22 protein-coding genes are annotated in these 21547 nt (G+C 31.7%); 9 read left to right on the top strand and 13 right to left on the bottom strand.

The genetic code is table 11. The features are described 5' to 3' along the window. Position 1: 1 nt before the first annotated feature. The 12 genes from BZ25_RS07580 to BZ25_RS07525 form a co-directional block, all read right to left on the bottom strand. Positions 2-679, bottom strand: coding sequence for a hypothetical protein (locus BZ25_RS07580; protein ID WP_012207961.1), 678 nt, complete (start codon positions 677-679; stop codon positions 2-4). 181 nt (positions 680-860) lie between these two features. Then, positions 861-1697: a mechanosensitive ion channel family protein gene (locus tag BZ25_RS07575; RefSeq protein WP_012207960.1), complete on the bottom strand. Its 837-nt coding sequence runs from the start codon at positions 1695-1697 to the stop codon at positions 861-863. 15 nt (positions 1698-1712) lie between these two features. Then, on the bottom strand, positions 1713-2411 hold the full coding sequence (locus tag BZ25_RS07570) for a 16S rRNA (uracil(1498)-N(3))-methyltransferase (protein ID WP_121514351.1): 699 nt from the start codon (positions 2409-2411) through the stop codon (positions 1713-1715). A gap of 6 nt (positions 2412-2417) precedes the next feature. After that, positions 2418-3692, bottom strand: a complete 1275-nt coding sequence (gene serS / locus BZ25_RS07565; RefSeq protein ID WP_103065311.1) for a serine--tRNA ligase — start codon at positions 3690-3692, stop codon at positions 2418-2420. Positions 3693-3758: 66 nt separating this feature from the next. After that, positions 3759-3977: a DNA-directed RNA polymerase subunit omega gene (locus BZ25_RS07560; protein ID WP_012207957.1), complete on the bottom strand. Its 219-nt coding sequence runs from the start codon at positions 3975-3977 to the stop codon at positions 3759-3761. Positions 3978-4002: 25 nt separating this feature from the next. Then, positions 4003-4611, bottom strand: a complete 609-nt coding sequence (gene gmk, locus BZ25_RS07555) for a guanylate kinase (protein ID WP_012207956.1) — start codon at positions 4609-4611, stop codon at positions 4003-4005. Between the two features lie 2 nt (positions 4612-4613). Then, positions 4614-4901, bottom strand: a complete 288-nt coding sequence (locus BZ25_RS07550; RefSeq protein ID WP_012207955.1) for a DUF370 domain-containing protein — start codon at positions 4899-4901, stop codon at positions 4614-4616. Positions 4902-5015: 114 nt separating this feature from the next. After that, a complete protein-coding gene (locus tag BZ25_RS07545) occupies positions 5016-5900 on the bottom strand; it encodes a YicC/YloC family endoribonuclease (protein ID WP_121514350.1) in 885 nt (294 codons plus the stop codon). Positions 5901-6034: 134 nt separating this feature from the next. Then, the gene (locus BZ25_RS07540; RefSeq protein ID WP_121514349.1) at positions 6035-7390 is read right to left on the bottom strand and encodes a cell wall metabolism sensor histidine kinase WalK; all 1356 of its coding nucleotides are present in this window, start codon (positions 7388-7390) and stop codon (positions 6035-6037) included. Continuing rightward, positions 7353-8027, bottom strand: coding sequence for a response regulator transcription factor (locus tag BZ25_RS07535; RefSeq protein ID WP_121514348.1), 675 nt, complete (start codon positions 8025-8027; stop codon positions 7353-7355). Before BZ25_RS07535 ends, BZ25_RS07540 begins: the two co-directional genes overlap by 38 nt. A 198-nt stretch (positions 8028-8225) precedes the next feature. After that, positions 8226-9578, bottom strand: a complete 1353-nt coding sequence (locus BZ25_RS07530; protein WP_121514347.1) for a hypothetical protein — start codon at positions 9576-9578, stop codon at positions 8226-8228. 21 nt (positions 9579-9599) lie between these two features. After that, entirely contained in the window at positions 9600-11111 is a 1512-nt protein-coding gene (locus tag BZ25_RS07525; protein WP_121514346.1) for a hypothetical protein, read from the bottom strand. A gap of 114 nt (positions 11112-11225) precedes the next feature. On the opposite strand from BZ25_RS07525, the gene BZ25_RS07520 reads away from it, so the two are divergent. The 9 genes from BZ25_RS07520 (at position 11226) to BZ25_RS07480 (ending at position 19959) form a co-directional block, all read left to right on the top strand. Beyond that, a complete protein-coding gene (locus BZ25_RS07520) occupies positions 11226-11816 on the top strand; it encodes a DUF2179 domain-containing protein (RefSeq protein WP_103065306.1) in 591 nt (196 codons plus the stop codon). Positions 11817-11937: 121 nt separating this feature from the next. Further along, positions 11938-12408 carry a YbhB/YbcL family Raf kinase inhibitor-like protein gene (locus BZ25_RS07515; RefSeq protein ID WP_121514345.1) on the top strand — a complete coding sequence of 157 codons (471 nt, stop codon included), beginning with the start codon at positions 11938-11940 and terminating at the stop codon, positions 12406-12408. A 63-nt stretch (positions 12409-12471) separates the two neighbouring features. Then, on the top strand, positions 12472-12966 hold the full coding sequence (locus BZ25_RS07510) for an adenosine-specific kinase (protein WP_121514344.1): 495 nt from the start codon (positions 12472-12474) through the stop codon (positions 12964-12966). A 37-nt stretch (positions 12967-13003) separates the two neighbouring features. After that, positions 13004-13528 carry a class I SAM-dependent methyltransferase gene (locus BZ25_RS07505; RefSeq protein WP_012207945.1) on the top strand — a complete coding sequence of 175 codons (525 nt, stop codon included), beginning with the start codon at positions 13004-13006 and terminating at the stop codon, positions 13526-13528. A gap of 11 nt (positions 13529-13539) precedes the next feature. Next, a complete protein-coding gene (locus BZ25_RS07500; protein ID WP_121514343.1) occupies positions 13540-14442 on the top strand; it encodes a cation diffusion facilitator family transporter in 903 nt (300 codons plus the stop codon). Between the two features lie 30 nt (positions 14443-14472). Next, positions 14473-15060, top strand: coding sequence for a hypothetical protein (locus BZ25_RS07495; protein WP_121514342.1), 588 nt, complete (start codon positions 14473-14475; stop codon positions 15058-15060). An 89-nt stretch (positions 15061-15149) separates the two neighbouring features. Beyond that, positions 15150-15656, top strand: a complete 507-nt coding sequence (locus BZ25_RS07490; RefSeq protein ID WP_012207942.1) for a ferritin family protein — start codon at positions 15150-15152, stop codon at positions 15654-15656. A 62-nt stretch (positions 15657-15718) separates the two neighbouring features. Then, positions 15719-16843, top strand: coding sequence for an exonuclease SbcCD subunit D (locus tag BZ25_RS07485; protein ID WP_121514341.1), 1125 nt, complete (start codon positions 15719-15721; stop codon positions 16841-16843). Further along, complete coding sequence (locus BZ25_RS07480; protein ID WP_121514340.1) at positions 16840-19959, top strand: AAA family ATPase; 3120 nt, start codon at positions 16840-16842, stop codon at positions 19957-19959. The genes BZ25_RS07485 and BZ25_RS07480 overlap by 4 nt, the downstream gene beginning before the upstream one ends. 38 nt (positions 19960-19997) lie before the next feature. Here the strand turns inward: BZ25_RS07480 and rny are convergent, their stop codons facing one another. After that, on the bottom strand, positions 19998-21545 hold the full coding sequence (gene rny / locus BZ25_RS07475) for a ribonuclease Y (protein WP_370034944.1): 1548 nt from the start codon (positions 21543-21545) through the stop codon (positions 19998-20000). Between the last annotated feature and the right edge of the window lie 2 nt (positions 21546-21547).

The following is a 21547-nucleotide window of genomic DNA, read 5'->3' as shown; positions in this document are numbered from 1 at the left end:
ATTATTCGCTCCTTTTTTCTCCCATTTTGGCTATCACTTCAGCAGCTTTTTGTGGGTTAACAAGCGCAAGAGCTTGCAGTATTTCAGCGGCTGATTTTGATTCAAGCGTTGCGAGTGCATCTACTAATAATTCCACGCTTACTTCTTCTCTACTTAAAGCGTTGGCAATTTGTTGAGGGGTTGATCTAGCTAGCCAATTGGCTAGGGTATTTATTCTGGCATTGTAATCGTTGTATTGGTCAATTTTTTGTTGATATTCTTGATTTAACTTTTCTAATTCTTCTCTTTGAGCCATTAAATTTGCACTTTCTTGTGAAATTTGGTCTAAAAGTTTTTGTAATTCATTTTGTTCGGCAATTAATTTTTCTCTTTCGTCTTGTATAGCTTTGAGTTTGCTATCTAACAGTTCCTTTTGCAAATAGAAAGGATCTGAAATCTCCAGATATTCATAATTAGATAAATTTCTTAATCCTGGTATAAAATCGATTAAATATGCCATATAACTTCTCCAACTGTTTTGAAGATTCAAATTGAGATACGAAAGCCTATTATATTCGAAGTAGATGTAACCAACTCCAAGTAGAAAAATAGCCACAATCAAGGAAATTAGAATAATTCTTAAGAATTTTTTCCCCGATCTTTTTTTTGGTTTCGGATTTTCTTCTTGTTTTTTTTGCATTGGAAATTTCCTCCTTACACTAATATTTTTCTTTATAATAGTCAATTTTCCTAAACACAAACATCATTTGCTTCGCAAATGAGAATTTGGAAGTATTTCAAAGCATTATGAAAAAACTTTTGCACAGTACAGCAAAATTAAGAAAGGCGGTTTACACCGCCTTTTTGAAAATTTCTATAATTTAAATATTTTCTTTGTTTTGTGTTATTTCATTGGGGACTTCTTTTATGTGAAGGTCTAATTGGTTAAAAGGTATTTCAACTTTATTTTCTTCGAATTTTTGTTTAATTGATTTTGCTACATCCATCGACGAATTTATAAAATTTTCTTGTTTTGCCCAGAACCTTACAATGAAGTTTATTGAAGAATCGGCGTAACCATCAAAAACGATTAGCGGTTGATGGTCATCATCTATGTGCACTAATTCGGCTGATCGTACTGCTTCATCTATTACGTTTATTACCTTGTTTAGATCGGATGAGTAAGATACTCCAACTTTTACCTCGTTTCTTCTTATGTTTGTAGGCCAATAATGAATGATCTTGCTTGACCAAACTTCTCTACTGGGAAGGTTGACTCTTCTTCCATCCCATGTTCTTATGACCACATGATTAACGTTTATCTCTTCTACTGATCCAGATATTCCATTTATTTCGACAGCTTCACCATCTACTACAAGATGGTTCAACATTATTAAAAATCCACAGATTAAATTACCAAGAGGTTCTTGTACTGCAAAAGCGACTATTATACCACCTATTCCTAATCCAGCAAGAAATGCGCTCAGGTTGGTAAAAATTACAGAAATAATGATAAAACCACCTAAGGTATACATAGCTATGTTCAATATCGTCATTAAAGATTTCTTGTATTGAAGCGTTACTCTTCCGCTTTTTTCTGCTGTGTTTATTATGATTCTATAGATAAATTTTGCTAAATACCTCGCGATAAAGAGAATTGCAACACTGATACCAATTCTTATTAGATAATTGATAGTTGTTTGGAGCCATTCAGGCATTTTGAACCCCCCTTATTAAATAAATAACCTGTTGTATTCATAGTTAATGATACTCATTGCATATATAGCAGAAGTTTCAAAACGAAAGATACTTTTACCCAAATTAACAGTTTTGAATTCGTTTGTAGAAAAAAAGTCTTTTTCTCTTTTTGAAAATCCATATTCTGGGCCAACAACTAAGTTTATTTTCTGTGCACCCTTTAACTCTTTTAAGACTTTTCCTAAATTGTCATTTGTTCCATCTAAGTCTAGTACTATCGCGTCTTTCTTGGGAATTTCCTCAAATTGTACAAAATTAATTTGAGGGATATGGGCAAAAACAGTTTGTTTGGATGTTTCTATTATAGTTCTTTGGAATTTATTCAAATTTGTATAATTTATATCCGATTTTTCCCCGCGGTAAAGGTAAAAACTATTTGCCCTTAATTCAATCATTTTTTCTATTAGTAAGTGCATTCTATCCCATTTACTCATACCCAAATATACTGATACATATGGTTTGTAATCTTCTTGTTGTTCTTCTTTGTCTATGATTGTAAGGATCGTTTCTTTTTTACCTATTTTTACTATTGTTGCCGTGAATAATAACCCATCACCCGTTATTACTTTTATTGTTTCTCCCTCGACTTTTTTTGTTATTTTTAAGTGTGCAGTTTCTTCTTCGTTTAGAATAATTTCTTCATTTACTTTTTTCCCGTAAAACGTATTTGGCATCTATAATCAACCTATGAACTCTTTCCCCATGTAAGGAATGAGTTTTTCAGGAATTTCTATCTTGCCATTAGCTGTTTGATAATTTTCCATTATAGCTACTAAAGTTCTTCCAACTGCTAATCCTGAACCATTTAGTGTGTGAACAAAATTTAACTTATTTTCTCTGTCCCTATACCTTATGTTTCCTCTTCTACCCTGAAAATCTTTTGTATTTGAACATGAGGATATTTCTTTATAATCATTGTAGCTAGGTAACCATACTTCCAAATCATAAGTCTTGGCTGCTGCAAAACCCAAATCTCCAGTACAGAGAGCAACAACTCTATATGGTAAATTCAAAAGTTGCAACACCTTTTCTGCGTGGCTTGTTAATTCTTCCAAGGCTTGAGAGGATTCTTCAGGAGTTGTATACCAAAATAATTCTACTTTATCGAATTGGTGTTGTCTGATCATTCCTCTTACATCTTTTCCATAACTACCTGCTTCTCTTCTGTAACAAGGTGTATAAGCAACGTATTTTAAGGGGAGTGAATTAAATTCTAAGGTTTCGTTTCTATGTAAACCAGCCAGAGAAACTTCGGCGGTAGAAATAAGGTACATTTGATCCAAAGAAGTTTTATATAAATCGTCTTCGAATTTCGGCAGTTGACCAGAAGAGGTTATAGTTTCTTTTGTAACTAGATGTGGAGGCAGTATAAAGGTGTAACCGTGATCTTTTGTATGCAAGTCGATCATAAAGTTGATTAAAGCCAACTCTAAACGGGCTATGTCACCTTTTAAGATGGTGAATCGAGATCCGCTTAGTTTAGCTGCTCTGTCAAAATCTAAGAGGTTTAATTCTGTGCCTAAATCCCAATGAGCTTTTGGTTCAAAATCAAATTCTCGTGGTTTTCCCCATCTTCTTACTTCGAGATTTTCGTTCTCATCCTTTCCAACGGGTACATCGCTGTCAGGAATGTTAGGCACCCATAATAATTTATAATTTAAATTGTCTTCAATATTTTTCAAATCTGATTCCAGATTTTTTATTTGTTCAGAGATTTCCTTTCCCTGGATAATTATTTCTTCAGCCTCATCATTTTTCTTTTGGGCTTTTAATTTAGCAACTAATTTTGAATTTTGATTTCTTTGGGCTCTAAGAGTTTCGATTTGTTGCAACAATTTTCTTCTCTCTTCATCGAAAGAGATAATTTCATCTATTATGGAAGTTTCATTGTTTCTTTTCATTAAGGCTTCTTTTATTTCTTGTGGATTCTCTCGGATATATTTTAAATCTAGCATTTTACCCTCCCAAAATGGATGTTTTAAAACTTTATTTAGCGTCCCTTCGCCTCACCTTGAATTGGATTATTTACTTAAACTATCTAATAAAGCTGAATTTTTGACTTGTATTTTACCGTTTTCTAATTCTTTTAAGGCGATGCTTACGTAGTCTTTTTTCTCAGTAATTCCTTTCAATTCATCTAAGTTTTTCAGAGTTTCAGCCCTTTTAGCTGCAATAATAGGAATTACATATTTATACTTCGCTTTATTTAATATTCTATCGTAATTTATTCCCAAATTCATTTGATTTCACCTCTTAATTTAAAATTCATAGTTGTTTTTTAAAAAAAAACGGAGTTTTGTCATCGAACCTTTCTCTCTTAAGTTGTTCTGCCACGAGAACTGATATGAGTTGATTTGTTGATTCTTCAATTTCCTGGTTGACAATAACGTAATCGAAATCTTTCATATGAGAAATCTCCCACTGTGCATCTTTTAGCCTTATTTCCAAAGAATCTTTTGATTCGGTACCCCTTTTTTTTAGTCTTTTTTCTAGATCCTCATTTGAGGGAGGTAAAATAAAAATGTATATGGCGTTCTTATAAATTTTTTTAATATTTAAAGCTCCTTGAACATCGACATCTAAAACAAGGCCTCGACTTTCTTTTAACTTTTCCTCAATAAATTTTTTGGAAGTTGCATAATAATTTCCATGAACCTCAGCCCACTCGAGAAATTCTCCATCTTCTTTCATTTTAAAAAAGGTGCTTTTATCAACAAAAAAATAATCTTTTCCGTCAATCTCTCCTGGTCTTTTTTCTCTTGTGGTATAGGAAACAGAAAATGAAAAGCCAATAATTTTGTCTAAAACATTTTTTATCAATGTAGATTTTCCTGCACCTGATGGTCCACTAACGATGTAAAGTAAACCCTCCATTTTTATAGTACTTCCTTGCGTATTTTATCCAAAACTTTTTCTATGTCATAATAGTTCTGCAAAAATCTATTGGTAATTGTTTCTGGTTGGATTGCGCTGGCTATAACATGGCCAGAGTCGGTTATTATAAAAGCTCTAGTTTTTCTTCCGTGGTTTACTTCTAATAACTTTCCTTGCTGTTCGGCGATTTCTTTTAATCTTTTTAAAGGTTGAGAAGTAGGAGAAACAATGGCTATAACCCTATCACCAACAACGATATTTCCAAAACCTATGTTAATTAATCCATACATGAAGAACACCTCCACCAACAAAAAGATTTAGCTAAGATTCATCCTTGCCTTAAACACCTTTAAAATGCAAATTATGCGTACTTCAATGCGATATTTTTGATCACTTACCATAATTCAATGAAGATTTTGAACTTGCTCTCGAATTTTATTAACCAGGGTTCTCCCTTCCAAGGAAAGGTTAGTTATATCTAAAATTTTTGACTTGGAGGCGATCGTGTTTAATTCCCTATGCATTTCTTGACAGATAAAATCTAGTTCTTGCCCTATACTGTCGTTATTATTTTCATTTTCTAGAAAATTTTTAAACCTTCTAGTGTGACTTTTTAATCTATCCATTTCTTCGCTAATGTCGGCTCTTTCTGCTAATAAGACTATTTCCATTTCTAACCTATTTTCATCGATGCTATCTATATTACTAATCAAAGAATTAACGTTGTGTTTTAACTGTTCTCTATATTTTTCTTTCATTTGCTGAGCATTTTCCTCTATTTTAATAATGATATCTTCAAGTTCAGTCAAATAGCCATCAAGAAAGTCTTTTAGATCTTTCCCTTCTTCCTTTTGATATTTCAATACGGTTTCGATAACCTCTTTTAAAACTTCTTTCGCACCTTCCCAAATATCATCGATAGTTTTTTCATCAATGGAAATTTTAACAATATCTTTAAATTTTAACAGATCTTCTAAATTAACATCATCTGCTAAATGCAGTTCGTTGATCAAACTGTTGAGGGCGTTGTAATAGGCTTTAGCTAGCCCTAAGTCAACATCAATTATGTCGTCTGTTTTCAATAATTTTATGTCTATTGAAATTCTCAAATTTCCCCTTTTGAAGTATTTTTTAACAAGATTTTGAATATGTAATTCTAATGGAGAAAATAAAGGTGAGATTGAGGTGTTGATATTTAGATTTTTGGAATTCAAAGATTTTATTTCTACATTATAGCTATAATCGCCAATATTTTTTGTTAATCTCCCATAACCGGTCATACTTCGCATAATTTCGCCCCCTTTATGTTTATTATACATTAAAAAGTCAATAATTCAAAAATTTTAAGACATTTTTTAACTTAATCACGAATAATTCGGCCTCATCGTCGTTATTCAGGTGAGATAAGATAATTCGGACCATCTTACAGCTGACTCAAAAAAGTCAACGTAAAAGTGCTTCCTTTACCTAATTCAGAATAAGCTTTTAATTCAATATCTAATGCATCAGCTAGTTTTTTTGCTATTGATAATCCTAATCCATGGCCTTTATCACTTCGAGAAGGGTCCGCTTTGTAAAACCTTTCGAAGATGTTTTTTAATTTTGTCGTTTCAATACCAATACCATGGTCTTGTATGCTTATACTCTTATGATCTGGGTCTAATTTTATTGTTATTTCTTTCTGATTTGGTGAGTATTTTATTGCGTTTTCAATGAAAATTTTGAAGATTAAAGAAAGGTACTCATTAGAGCTATTTACTGTGAAACTTTCTCCCTGTATATCTATTTTGAATTCACTTAGCTCTAATTTAAAAAGGTTCAAAGTTTCTTCTACTACATTTTTAACATCTATAATTTCCTTTTTAATTTGGTAATCGTTCTTAGTGAGAAGCAGAAGTTTATCAACTAGATCCCTTAAATATTCACTTGATGACTCTATACTGTTCAACGATTCTTCCATAATTTTGGGATCGGTTTTCCCCCATCTTTTAAGCATTTTAATGTAACCATTTATAGAAGTTAAAGGTGTTCTTAGCTCATGTGAAACATCAGATACAAATTGATTTTGTATTTCAAAAGCATTTTCGATTCTATCTAACATTGAGTTCAATTTTTGTGCAAAGATATCGAATTCCTGGGACTTCTGCTCGGATATCCTCTTATCTATGGTATCGGCATCTATTTCAGATATTTGTTCTGCCATTTTGACTACAGGTTTGAGTGTACTTCTTGCTAAAAAATAAGATACTACGAGCGATATAAAAAAACCAGCTGTGATTATTACAAAAACTGCTTTTTCAAAGTTTTTCAAAAGCGCTGTTAGTTCGAGAGATGGTCCACCTACTATTAAAAGAGATGAGCCAAATATGGGGACCCCTGCAAAAATATAGTACATTCCATCAGATTCATAAAGATACGGTAATCTAGGAATTTTGAAATTTTCCTTTATCAAACCGTATGGGTCTGAAATCAATTGCCCATCAAGAATTACTATCCTATTTGATAATAAACTTCTTCTCAATACACTTGAATCTTGCATAATTTGGTAAAGCAATTCTATGGGATCCTGAGGATTCTTGGCATTTTCTCTGTTCAATCCACTTACATTCAGTTGTGTTATGTACATTTCATTGTAACTTTGAAGTGTGAATTGTACGAAAACGATCCTCACTATTCCAACAATTGCCAATACGATACTCATAGTAACGGCTGTAAAAACTATTGTTTGTCTAAAAATTGCACTATGTTTTACTTTCTTTCTCCCTAATAACGTATCCAACACCTCTCACAGTTTCTATATTTTGTGTGGAATCTTTCAATTTTTTCCTTAAATAGTTGATGTATACTTCAACTAAGTTATTGTTTTCTTCATCGTAGTATCCCCAAATCTCTTCTAAAATTTTTTCTTTCGACACAACAATATTTTTATTCAGAGCAAGTAGTTTGAGTATATTGAATTCTGTAAGACTTAAATGAACATTATTTTTATTTACTAGAACTTCCATGTTTTGAGGGTAAATCTCTATGTCTCCAACTTTTATCAATTCTTTAGTTTTGCCCATTCTTTTTAATAAAGCCTCTATTCTTGCCAATATTTCTTCTATTTCAAAAGGTTTAACCACATAATCATCAGCATTTTTTAAACCTTTAACCTTGCTTTCTAATTCTCCTCTGGCTGTGATCATTATTATTCCAATATCACTGTCATAATCTCTAATCGCCTCGGCAACCTCAAATCCATCTCTTATAGGCAACATTATATCCAATAATATAATATCAGGCTTAAAATTTTCATAAAGTTTTAATGCCTCATCTCCATCTTTTGCTATTTTTACGATATAACCTGCGTGGGTTAGTTCCAATTCTAAAAGCCTTGAGATGGATTTATCATCTTCTACTACTAGAATTCTAAACATTTGTAATCCTCCCCAACTTTGAAATTAATGTCTTAAAAACTTGAATTAGCGCCCCTTCGCCGACCGTTAAGGGGGTTCCCCTTAAAAACCCCAAATCAAGGTCAAAATCATTTAAAAACATTGTTTGCACACTGCGGCAAACACTCCCCGCCCTCTAAGGAAGAGCAGATAAGGGTTTTACCCCGCTCCCCACTCTACTCAAAATTTAAGTGATAAATTGATGGTGTGTAAATGTTGATGGTATAAGTACGAAAGCAAAACACTGCTTTCTTGAAAAGTGAAAGTGTACTGAGATCCGAAATTAAGGTATATAGATGCTTGATCTTCTTTACTTATTGAGAGACCAAATCCTGGATATAAAGAGAATTCAGAGGTTTGTTTTTCTCCAATGCTATAAATTTTTGCAGCCACTAAATCGTAGGTTATTTTATTTATATCTACTAAAATACTATTTAGATCTTCTATCTGACTGTTCACCTGAAGTATACCGTATAAAGCAAAATTATTGAAATCTTCGTAATCGTCGAGTAGAAAAGATACATTTATGAGATTTTCTTGATTTTTCAGTATAGCTCCAATGCTTACATTATCATTCAAGGTTGTTTTATAGGTAAATTTAAAGTTGTTATTGAAGTTGGAAGAGATTTTAAAGTAAGACTTGTTGAACTGCAAAGAAATACTGGATATAATCTCGTTAGAATCAAATTGATAACTTACTCCTATCGTAGTTTCTAGATTTGAGACATTGTTTGCTTTTTCATATACTGTTAGGTTTTCTAGATTAAACTTAGAAGTAACTAAAACAATATACTCCCCATCTTTTTCTACCAAATAATAATTATTAATATTTTCTTTAAATTTAACATCTGCTTCATTTACATCAGAGTTCTCATAAAACTCGACTTTTTCTAGATCCGTAAGAATTGAAAAGTTTGATTCTAAAAATCCGATGGCATCCTTGCTTTCAAGTGGAAAGTCGCCATAGCTTTTTTCTAAACCGATTAAATAATCATAGAGTTTTTTTGAGATTTTATGTGAAGATGAATAGGTGATTATTTTGTTATCTCCTGCGTTAGTATCCAGGAAATTGAAAAAATTTGAAATTTGAGATGACAATTCGTCCTTACCAAACACTATTATACTATTAAAGTTAGAGTCTGGGACCTTTCTAACTCTTTGGTTTAAAAGCATCAAAATATTTGATATTTTTGTTATTTCTAAACTTTTGAAGTTAATCTCTGTTGCATTTTGTACAGATCCTTGAATTATTAAATCAAAATCTCCCACTAAATATAAATTATTTCCTACTTTTTTGTATTCATAATCGGTAGAATATAAGAGAATATCTAAAGCGCTTTCTAAATCTAAAGTATTTATTTCTTTCGTAATTTTTCCTGAAGTATTTGCCTTTGTTAAAATAATACTTCCACTAACTTCCTCAAGTTTTTCTAGTGCCTCTTCAAGCGGTGTTTCGTTAAAACTTAAGTGAATATTTGAAAAGTAAAAAGAGGCTGAAACGACGACAATAATTAATAGCAGTACTTTTTTCAACTTTTAACCACCTTTTTTATTTTATCTATCTATATTTAGTGAGTAATTATCAACTTTAATTATCGCATTGGGATCAGTACCCTTACTTGTAACAATCTCTATAAGAATTTTATCCACTCCTAATTCAGTAACTAATTTCTCTGTCAATTCATCAGTTTGTTCAGGTAATAGTAATTGGTTGGATTTTAAGATAATTTCGTTTCCTACCTGATTGTTGGTAACAGAATTCCATTTTCTCATGTAGATATCATAGTTAACAGATGAGTTACCAGTATTTTCTATTTCAAAATTGATTGTTATGTTGTTATAAAAGTCGCTTAAAATATTGTTCTCTTCAATGTATACTTTTGATTCTGAGTTATATACATTATCTCCAAAATCTATTGTCAATGGAATATTGATTTTACTCTGAATCGTTGTTGTTCCATCGTTACTTTCTCCAATTAGAGTTAAGTTAGTGTAATATTCACCGGTTAATTCGACTAAATTTGATCTTCGATAATCTGCTATTAGCTTTGTTTCCATTCTTTGGTATTTGGTTATTAATAATTCCTTAGGTGTTATAGATAAATATTTATCGTTTGTTTTTCTATTATAAGGGTTTTGTTCGTCACCTTCCGATTCAAAATCTAAAAAAACGCTCATATCTAAAAAATCATTATTAACTACATCCACAAATAATTCTATAGGATTGGTTATATACTCCCTAGGGCTCATTTCTTTAGGTATTTTTATATAAATTTGATTTGGATCTGAATTTACGTTAACTACGTTCCTTTCTTTGTTCACGTCCTCTGATATTTTGAATTCTTTCTCATAAACGTATTTTTCTTGAAAATAATCTTTATATCCGTAGTATACCTCTGCTCTAATCTTGTATTCTTCGGGAGCTAAATATTTTTCAATAAAGATATTACCCTCTTTGTTAGTATGAGGCAAAAGATTTATAGATTGGTCTTTAAAAAGGAATTTTTGAAAGATCAATTGTTCGTTATTTAATTTATACAAAGAAAAAGTTCCCCAAACTTCAACTTCCAAATCGCTATTGTTGTATAGTTGTAATGGGAAATAGGTACCTAATTTATCTTTGCTTGAAAGGAATGGGGTATCACAATACATATTTACAGAAATTTGCATATTCGAAGTATTTATATCTACAACTTTTATAATAATTGGAAGGGTAGTTTTAGAAACTTCTGGCTTGACTGGTAAATTATCCCCAGCTGTTACAGAAAAAGCAAGAACATGTGTACCTAGTGAGGTTTTAGAACCTTTAACTAAAAAATCAACTTTTTTTGTTTCGAATGGGAACAAGCTAATTTCACTTGGATAAGACACGTCAAAAAGGGAATTCTCTGAAAGCGAACTAATGTGTATATTAATTTTACTCTCGGAATCGTTAGTGAAGTAAAATGACACAACGTTTTCTTTGTTGTCTAATAACTCTACAGACTTGAACAATGAATCAACGTTTAAAGAAAACAACAAGTTAAAGATGGCCAAAGATATAAAAATTAGAACTATTTTTCGCAAAAGAAATTCTCCTCTCCTAATTTTATTTATTTATCTCTATATTATATCACTTAAATATGATAAGATATTTTGGAATGACAAAAAATAATCAATATTAAAAGGAGTGAATATGTAGTGGAAGTTTCTTCTTTTATGGATTCAACCTTTTTTTCGCTGGTGATTTTTCCCATTATAATTTTTGCCATGAGGCTTTGTGATGTAAGTTTGATGACTATAAGGATCATATTTATCTCGAAAGGTATCAAGTTTTGGGCATCGGTATTAGGATTTTTTGAAGTATCTATATGGCTTATAGCTATTTCACAAGTTATGAATAATTTGGATAACCCTATTTATGCAATAGCCTACGCCTTGGGATTTGCTACTGGAAATTATCTAGGAACGGTTTTGGAAGAGAAAATAGCTATTGGAACAAATTTAGTGCGAGTGATAACCAATAAAGAAGCTCAACCTTTAGTAGATTATTTGAATAAAGAGGGTTTTGGAGTAACTAGTATAGATGCGAAAGGATCTAAAGGACCTGTGAAAATTATATACAGCGTGGTTAGGAGGAAAGATTTAAAAAAGATTATAGACATAGTTAATGAATTCAATCCAAATGCATTTTACTCAATTGAAGAGGTTCGTGGAGTGAACAAGGGGATTTTTCCAGCGCAAAACGTTAATTTCGAATTTAGAAATAGATTCACTAGAAAAGGAAAATGACTGATAAAAGTAGAGTTTGGATAAAGGCATCAGAAGTGTAGTATTTTTATGGTATAATTATAATGTAAATTTTTAAGTTGTTAGCTGTTTTTAAATTATCGTTTGAAGGAGGGATATTGGTATGACTTTAAAAATTTCCTCACCAGTTTTTAAAAATAACGATTATATTCCAAGCACTTACACCTGCGAGGGTAGAAATATCAACCCCACTTTGTTAATCGAAGGAACCCCAGAAAAAGCAAAATCCTTGGCGTTGATAATGGATGACCCAGATGCTCCGATGGGGACCTTCGTGCATTGGGTGGCATGGAACGTTGAATTAGTTGACGAGATTCCTGAAAGGATCCCAAAAGAATATTCAATAACTCATCCTCTTACATTAAATCAAGGGAAGAACAGTGCTCAGCAAACTGGATACATGGGTCCTTGCCCTCCTGTTGGGCATGGGGTTCATCATTACCACTTTAAACTTTACGCATTAGATACAACATTGGATTTACCTCAAAACACCACAAAAGAAGATTTATTGAAAGCTATGGAAGGGCATATAATAGAAAAAGCTGAAATTGTAGGATTGTATAAAAGAGATTGATTTTTAGAAATTTTTAGCAATTCCTAAAGATACTATTTCAAAAAAATAATCAGGAGGCGAAAGATGGATTTAAATCTCGATGTTGTACAGTTAGATATTCCCGAAGATACGAATATAATAGTGGGGCAATCGCATTTCATAAAAACCGTCGAAGATATCTATGAAAGTATAGTTACAACGAATCCTTCTTTAAAATTTGGCTTAGCTTTCAACGAAGCGTCTGGTCCACGCCTTGTAAGATACGATGGGAACGATGATGAGTTGATTAAAGTAGCTATCGATAACGCTCAAAAGATAGGAGCAGGTCATTGCTTTGTGCTAATTATTAAAAACGGGTTCCCAATAAACATAAAAAATCAACTATTGAATGTGCAAGAAGTACTCAATATTTTTGCTGCCACAGCAAACCCTCTACAAATAATTGTAGCTGAAAGTGATCAGGGAAGAGGTATATTAGGAGTAATAGACGGATATCCCCCGTTAGATGTAGAAAAAGAAAACGATAAAGAAAAAAGAAAGACCTTCTTGCGAGAAGTAACAAAATACAAAAGATGGTAAGATCACAATATATTCTATTCAAAACTAGGGAGAAAATATGTGGATATTTTTTACAATTTTAGCTTTATTAATATTATATTTACTTTTTTTCTGGATAATTCCTTTTTCGTTGAAGGGTGCTATATTTGATCCAAGTAGAAAAAGAGACGTTAAAAAAATGGTTGACATAGCAGAAATAAAGGGGGACGAGATCTCGGTAGATTTAGGATCGGGAGATGGCCGTGTTGTTATAGCCTTTGCTGAAAAAGGTGCACAAGCTCATGGTTTTGAGATAAATCCTTTTTTAGTTTTGATTTCAAGGATAAATATTAGAAGAGCCGGGCTAAAAGGAAAGGCATTCATTCATTGGAAAAACTTTTGGAAAGCGGATTTATCTAAATTCGATATTATAACAGTTTTTCAAGTGGATTTTGCGATGAATGAATTAGAAAACAAGTTAAAAAAAGAACTCAAGCCGGGTGCAAAAGTAATTTCAAATCAATGGACTTTCCCGAAATGGAAATATTCAAAATATGAAAATGGTATCTATGTTTATGATTCAAGTGAATTGCCAATAAAATAAAGGATGGTTTTATGGATCTAAATCATGAAGAAAAAGAAAGGGCTCTAGATTTTAGACTTCTTTTTTCAGTTATACTAAATTTTGGAATAACTATAACAGAGATATTAGGTGGAATCTTTTCTAATAGTTTAGCTTTATTATCCGATGCCATACATAATCTTAACGATACTACCGCAATTCTTATAAGTTATATAGCAAGAGTTTTGTCAAAAAAGAAACGAGACTCAAAAAGGACATACGGCTATAAAAGGGTGGAGACACTTGCCGCTTTTGTAAATACAGAAATATTGATGGTTATTGCTGTTTATTTACTTATTGAAGGTATAAATAAATTATCAAATCCATCGATCATACAAGGTAACATTATGTTAATAGTTGCTTTCATTGGTTTAGCAGGTAATTTAGCAACTGCATATTTACTGCATTCTGGTTCAAAAACAAATCTAAATGTTAGAGCTACTTTTATCCATATCCTTAGTGATACCTTTTCGTCTATATTCGTTATCATTGGGGCATTTTTGATCATTTATCAAAAACTTTATATCGTTGATGCTATATTCACTCTTATGATAAGCGGGTATATATTTGTAGAAAGTATACCACTACTTAAGAACACTGTAAATATATTACTACAAGGAACTCCAACTGATATTGAAATCGAAAAAATAAAAGCAAAGTTGGAGAAGTTTGATTTCGTAAAAGATGTTCACCATATCCACATTTGGACAACCGATGGAAAAGACAAATACATGGAAGCTCATATAAGACTTCAAGAAGGTTTTGACCAAAATAATTATGATTTAGATGATTGCATAGATAAATTAAACAAAGTTTTAAAAGAAGATTTTGAAATCGATCATACTACTTTGCAATTTGAAAAAAATAGATGTTTGGAAGGAGAAAAAGTCACATGAGTGTCTTAAAAATTAGAGGGGGGAATATGCGTGAGAATAAAACTAGGTGATGTTTTTACCGAACCGTTTAAAATAGTCGGTAAAAATCCAATCATTCTCATACCATTCTTTATAGGGATTATACTTACTTTACTTTTCGATGCTATAAGATTTATAGGACCCATTGCTAATTTTTTATCTTCTATCGTTATAGGTATAAGTACAATGTTTTTCATCGCTTGGATCACTACTTTATTTGATCAATATAAAAAAGGGGAAGAAATTGATCTGAAAAATAGTTTCTCTCAAGTTAATCAACTTCTATTAGATATAATCGTGCTTTCTATTGTGGTAGGTTTTCTTATATCTCTTGGAACTTTAGCTTATGTTATCCCGGGTTTAATATTAGCCCTTTTCTTAATTTTTTCTCCGTCTGCATTGGTGGTTGACAAGCTATCGGTTACCGATTCTCTAAAAAGGAGTTTTTCTTTCGTTTTTAACGGAGAAAACTTCTTACAAATATTTCTGCTTTTATTTGTTATTTTTCTTTTGGGAATGATACCTGTTGTTGGACTTTACTTATCAATTATTTTAGAATTTATTCTTTTACCTTACATTTATGTAGAATATTCAAAATAGTTGACTGTTGGCTGTGTGGCAAAGGGTTTCTAAATCAAATGTTAAAGTTTCTATAGGCAATATAAAACAAATAGTTGGAGGTGTTTTCTTTGAATGAAAAAAAGGCTCTTGGTATATTAGAATATTCTTTATCTAAGGAATTAGAAGGAATGCAATTTTACGAATCAAAAGCAAAAACGGTTAAAATTAAACAAGTTAAGGAAACCTTTGAAGATTTAAGCAGCATGGAGAAAGGACACGCAGATTATATAAGTAGCCTAATAAAAGATGTAAAAAGTCATGATTATGGACATTTCTCACAACCCACTGATGTGGGCAAATCTTTTTCCAAAAGAGCTACCCAAGAAATAGCTTACCAGGGTGATTTTACAGCAGTAAAATCCGATATTCCTGTATTAAGAATGGCGTATCTTATCGAAGAAGATTTTATGAATTTCTATAACAAAGCTGCCGAAAGTGTTGAAGATGAAGAGTTGAAAAAGATATTGAATCATCTAGCAGAATGGGAAAAAGAACATAGAGATAGAATTTATACGCTCTATCAAAAATTATCCAAAGATTATTGGGAACATATGGATGTAGAACCATTGTATTAAAAAAAGTTGAAAGATAAGGGATGCAACTTGCATCCCTTTTTTAGAATTTGGAGGAAGCTATTATGAAATTTGTTCATACTGCGGATTGGCATCTTGGAAAGATAATATATTCCAACTATATGACTTTGGATCAAAAATATATTTTAGATAACTTTTTGGCATATTTATCCAAAACTCCACCGGATGTATTATTGATAGCAGGAGATTTATACGATAGAGGCATTCCTCCATCAGAGGCAGTTAATCTACTGAACGAAGTGCTCTCCAAAATTGTACTCGGATTAAAAATTCCCACACTCATAATCTCAGGAAATCACGATAGCGATGAGAGACTTGAGTTCTTGAATGGTATACTCTCTAATATGAATCTTCATATCGAAGGTACTTTGAAAAAAGAAGTTAAAAAAATCACCTTTAAGGACGAGTATGGTCCCGTTAATTTTTTTATGCTTCCATACGTTGATTCTCAAAAAGCCGGTGATATATTCGAGACAAATTTTGAGGATAAAACCCAGCTTTTAAAGCATTACCTTGACAGTATCGATTTGGATGAAGATGAAAGGAACGTATTGATAGCCCACGAATACATAACGGGTGGATTGAATAGTGAATCCGAAAGACCTCTGACAATTGGAGGAAGTGAATATGTGGATCCAGATATCTTTGAAAAATTTGATTATGTTGCCCTTGGACATCTTCACAGACCTCAAAAGATCAAAAATATTTATTATTCCGGTTCTCTTTTAAAGTACTCCTTCAGTGAAGCAGACCATATAAAAGGAATGAACTTAGTAGAAATGAAAGAAAAGGGAAATATAAAAGTTGAAAAATTGAGCTTTAAGACCGCTAAAGATATGAAAATAATAAGAGGATCATTTGATGACATAATGAAAATGGAGAGTTCAGATGATTATCTTCAAATCATATTAGAAAACACCAAACCCGTTTATGACGCTATAAACAAATTGAGAGCAAAATTCCCAAATGTTCTATCCCTTGATTTCCCCAATTTAAAAACAAACGATGAAATAAAAACAAGGGATTATAATATAAGGAAAATATCGCCAGTGGATCTTTTCAAATTGTTTTACCAAGAAGTCAAAAACCAAGAACTCTCTTTTGAAGAAAAACAGATAGTGACAAGCATTTTCAACGGGCTACAAAAAACAAGCGGTGATGATATATGAAACCAATAAAATTAAAATTCCAGGCATTTGGACCTTTTTTGGAAGAGCAAGAAATAGATTTTAACAAATTAAGAAACGATACTTTATTCTTAATTACAGGCCCAACAGGTGCAGGAAAAACTACTATTTTCGATGCAATCTGTTATGCCTTATACGGAAATGGTTCGATGGATGAAAGAGGAGATGCGATAGCCAGGTCTCATTTTGCAGATGAAAACACCGACACATACGTGGAATTTGAATTTCAATTTAAAGATAAAATAATCGAAGTCTCAAGAACCCCTTCTTACGAAAGATCCAAAAAAGATGGTGAGGGTACCACAAAGCAAAACAGTCAAGCTAGTATAAAAATATATCAAAATGGTCAATTAATATTACACGAAACTGGGGTTAAAAAAGTAAATAGTAAGGTAGAAGAATATTTAGGCCTTAACTATGAACAATTCAAGCAAATAGTGATGATTCCCCAAGGAGAATTCAGAAAATTTATAACAGCCAATTCAAATGAAAGAGCGGAGATCTTTAAGAAGATATTTGACATAAGTATATATGAGCGCTTCGAACAAAAAATAGACGAGATTTTTAAAAATATAGAAAAAGGATTAAAAGAACAACAACAAAAAGTCAGAAACATATTAGAAACAATAAACCTTGAATCAGAAGAATACAAACAATTGTTGAAAGAAGAAAATATCGATCCTGAAAATCTAATCGATCAATTAACAAAGGAAATTAAGAAAAGGGAAACTTCAAAAGAAGAAACCGAAAAACAAAAATCTCAAAAACAAGACAAACTGCAAAAACTAAATACAAATCTTGAAAAGATAAAAAAAACCAATGAACTAATCGAAAAGAAAGAGACCCTTAAAAAAGAGATTGAAGAACTCCAACAAAATTCCAAGTATATCCAAGAAAGAGAAGAACTCCTTAACAGGTTAAAAAAGGCAAAAGAGATACTTCCATACGAAGAAAGATACGTAGAGTATTTGAAAGAATTAAACGATAAAAAGAACCAACTCAAAGATCAACAAGATATATTAGATAAAAGTATGGAAGAAAAGCAACGAATAGACGAAAAATTACCAGAAATTGAAAAGCAATATCAAAAGATATCCGCAGTTGAAAAAGAAATTGAAGATCTCAATCAAAAATTAGATAAATACGTTGAGTACAAAAACTTAATAAAAGAATACAATACCAAAAAGAAACTCTTGGATGAAAAGGTTAAAGAAAGCCAAGAAAAGGACAAGGAACTTTCGGAAACTCAAGGAAAATTGGAACAAAACGAAAAATATATATCAGAAAACGAAGATATAAACGTTGAAATACTTAAAAACGAAATTAATACAAATGAAAAATTATTATCTGCAGCCAACGAATTATCCAAAAACTACGAAGAATTGGCACTCTTACACAAAGATTATAAAAAAGTAAAGAAGCAAAAAGAAGAAATAGAGATAGAAATCCAGAACTTAAGGGAAGAACAAAATAAAAAGACTACCGATTTTATAAAATCACAGGCATATCATCTCGCAACTACTTTAAAAGAAGGAGAACCGTGTCCCGTTTGTGGATCTCTTGTTCACCCTTCTCCTGCCAAAAGTAGTGGAAAATTAATAACAGAAAAAGAACTAGAGGAAATCAATCAAAAATTAAATGAAAAAGAGAAAGAAAAGGCAATGATACTAAGAAATTACGAAGATGTATCAAACAAATATTCACAAGAGGTATCTTTATTTAAATCGGAATACAAAAGAATCTGTGAAGAACTACAAATCCCCCAAGAAAGCGAGTATATATACACTCATATACAAAATTTAATAAAAATACTCGAAGATAGATTAAACCAACAAAAACAAGAATATGGCCAAAAAATAAAAATATACAATAAAGTCAAATCCCTAAAAAACGATAATAAAAAGATCAAAGAAGAAATTAAAGAGCTAGAAGAACAAAGAGAAAATTTGAGAAAAATTATTGATGAATCGAGATCAAAAATTATAGAACTAGAAACTAAAATCACAAATCTCAAAGAACAATTAGAGAACAAAACTGAAAATGAAATAAAAAGCGAGATACAAGAAAAAAGAAAATTTATCCATAATATCAAAACTACTTACGAACAAAAAAGAGAAGAAGCTAACAGAATCTCAGAAATAATAAACTCTTCAAAAGGAACAATAAAAACATTAACCGAAGACATAACTAAATTAGACGACCAAGTAAAAAATGCTGAACAAAAATTCGATCAAATGGTAGAAAAAACGGGATTTAAGAATCAACAAGAATATCAAAGAATAAAAGAACAAATTAACTTAATAGAAAGTTTAGAAGATGAAGTTCAAAAATATAAAGAAGAATTAAAGAATAAGCAGACTCTTCTCATCGATTTAGAAGAATCCACTAAAAACCTTAAAAAAATTGATGAAACACCTTTAGCAAATGAAATAGATCAATTACAAAAGGAAATTGAAGAATTAATCAAAATTGAATCAAATTTAGAATATGAAATAAAACATCTTAAAGCCACAAAAACTAATTTAGAAACTGTCATAAAAGAGATAGAAAAACAAGAAAAAGAATACTCAACCATAAAGAACTTAAGAGATGTCAGTAAAGGTGACAACAATACAAGGATCAGCCTTAGCAAATACGTGCTAGCCTATTATTTCGAAGAAATATTAGCTCAAGCGAATCTAAGATTAAACAAATTAACAGATGGGAGATATCAGTTGCATAGATCTTCTAAGGTACTTGATGCAAGGAAGAGCGAAGGTTTAGAAATCATGGTTTTTGATATCTACACTGGAAAAGAAAGAGAAATAAAAACACTTTCAGGAGGAGAAAGTTTTAAAACTGCACTAGCTCTTGCTTTAGGATTAGCCGATGTGGTGCAAAGCGAAGCTGGTGGTATTTCTTTAGATACAATTTTCATAGATGAAGGATTTGGCAGCCTTGATACAAACTCTCTTGATAGTGCAATCGAAGTATTAACGGAGCTAAACAGCACTGGGAGAATGGTGGGTATAATATCTCATGTAAGTGAATTGAAAGAAAGAATTAAATCAAAAATCGAGGTAATACCAGGAAAAACTGGTAGCTACATAAAGTTTTGAAAAAAACGCCCTTTAACTTTAAAGGGCGTCTAAGATTTCTAACTTGCATAAGATATACTTCTTTTTTCTCTAATTACGGTTACTTTGATTACTCCCGGATATTGAACCTTTTCCTCTATTTGAACAGATATATCGTGTGCCAATTTTTCTGCGATTTCATCTTCAACTTTATCTGGTTGAACTATTATTCTCAATTCTCTTCCTGCTTGTATTGCATAAGCTTTATCAACGTATCTGAATGATTTTGCGATCTCCTCAAGTTGCTCGATTCTTCGAATGTAATTTTCCAGAGTTTCTTTACGTGCACCAGGCCTGGATGCCGATAACGCATCACTTGCAGCAACTAAAACAGCTTCGGGTGTCATTGGGTCAACTTCGTTATGGTGATACTGTATCGCGTTAACTACTTCTAATTTTTCTCCGTATCTCTTAGCAATTTGCCCTCCAACAATAGCATGTGATCCTTCAACTTCATGATCAACAGCCTTACCCAAATCATGGAATAAAGCCGCTCTTTTAGCTAGTTCAACATTCAATCCTAATTCGCTTGCCATCATTCCAGCAAATTGTGCTACTTCTATTGAATGTTCCAATACATCTTGTCCATAACTGGTTCTAAATTTTAATCTACCTAGAAGTTTAATTATTTCAAGGTGCGGCTGTTTTATACCTACTCTCATTACCGCTTCTTTTCCTACTTCTTTTATGTATTCTTGGATTTCATTTTTTGATTTCTCATAGAGCTCTTCTATTCTAGCAGGATGTATTCTTCCATCGGCTACAAGCATTTCAAGTGTTCTTTTTGCTATTTCTCTTCGTAATGGGTTGAACGATGAGATTACAACTATCTCTGGGGTATCATCAATTATCAAATCGGTACCTGTGAGTTTTTCAAAAGTTCTGATGTTTCTTCCCTCTCTACCTATTATTCTTCCTTTCATGTCATCTGTGGGCAAAGCTACGGTTGAGGTTGTTATTTCGTTGGTGACATCTGATGCATATCTTTGAATAGCAGTAGTGATAACCCATCTGGCGTATTTTTTTGATTCTTCTTCGTAATGATCTTTTATTTCTTTGAACTTTTGGGCAATTTCTCTTTCATATTTATCCCTTGCTTCGTTTATTACTACTTGACGTGCTTCTTCTTCGGTCATTTTTGCAATTTCATTTAATTTAGTTTCTAATTCTTTCTCCAATTTCAAGACGTTTTCATGCTGGACTTCCAATTTTTCTTTTAGTTTTTCTAAATTCTCTTCTTTTTTTGCTAAGCTTTCTTCTTTTCTAATTAATCTCTCTTCATTGGCTTTAAGTTCTTCTCTTTGTTGCTTTGCTTCTGAATCAAATTCTTGCCTGAGCCTATGTATCTCTTCTTTTGCCTCAAGTAATTCTTTTTGTTTTAATGCCTTAGCTTCTTCTTCTGCATTTTTTAACATCTTTTCTATTTCTTTTTGTTTGTTTTTTATTTCAACTTCCAATTCTTCTTTTTTGGTTGCTAGTGTGGAGATCATCCTTCTATTTCCAATATTAATTCCAACAAGCAGAGATAAGATAAATATAGCTATTCCTATAATTATATATACCAGAATTT

Source organism: Petrotoga sp. Shatin.DS.tank11.9.2.9.3, assembly GCF_003665005.1.
GTDB lineage: Bacteria > Thermotogota > Thermotogae > Petrotogales > Petrotogaceae > Petrotoga > Petrotoga mobilis.
This window is presented reverse-complemented; position numbering and strand designations above follow the sequence as displayed.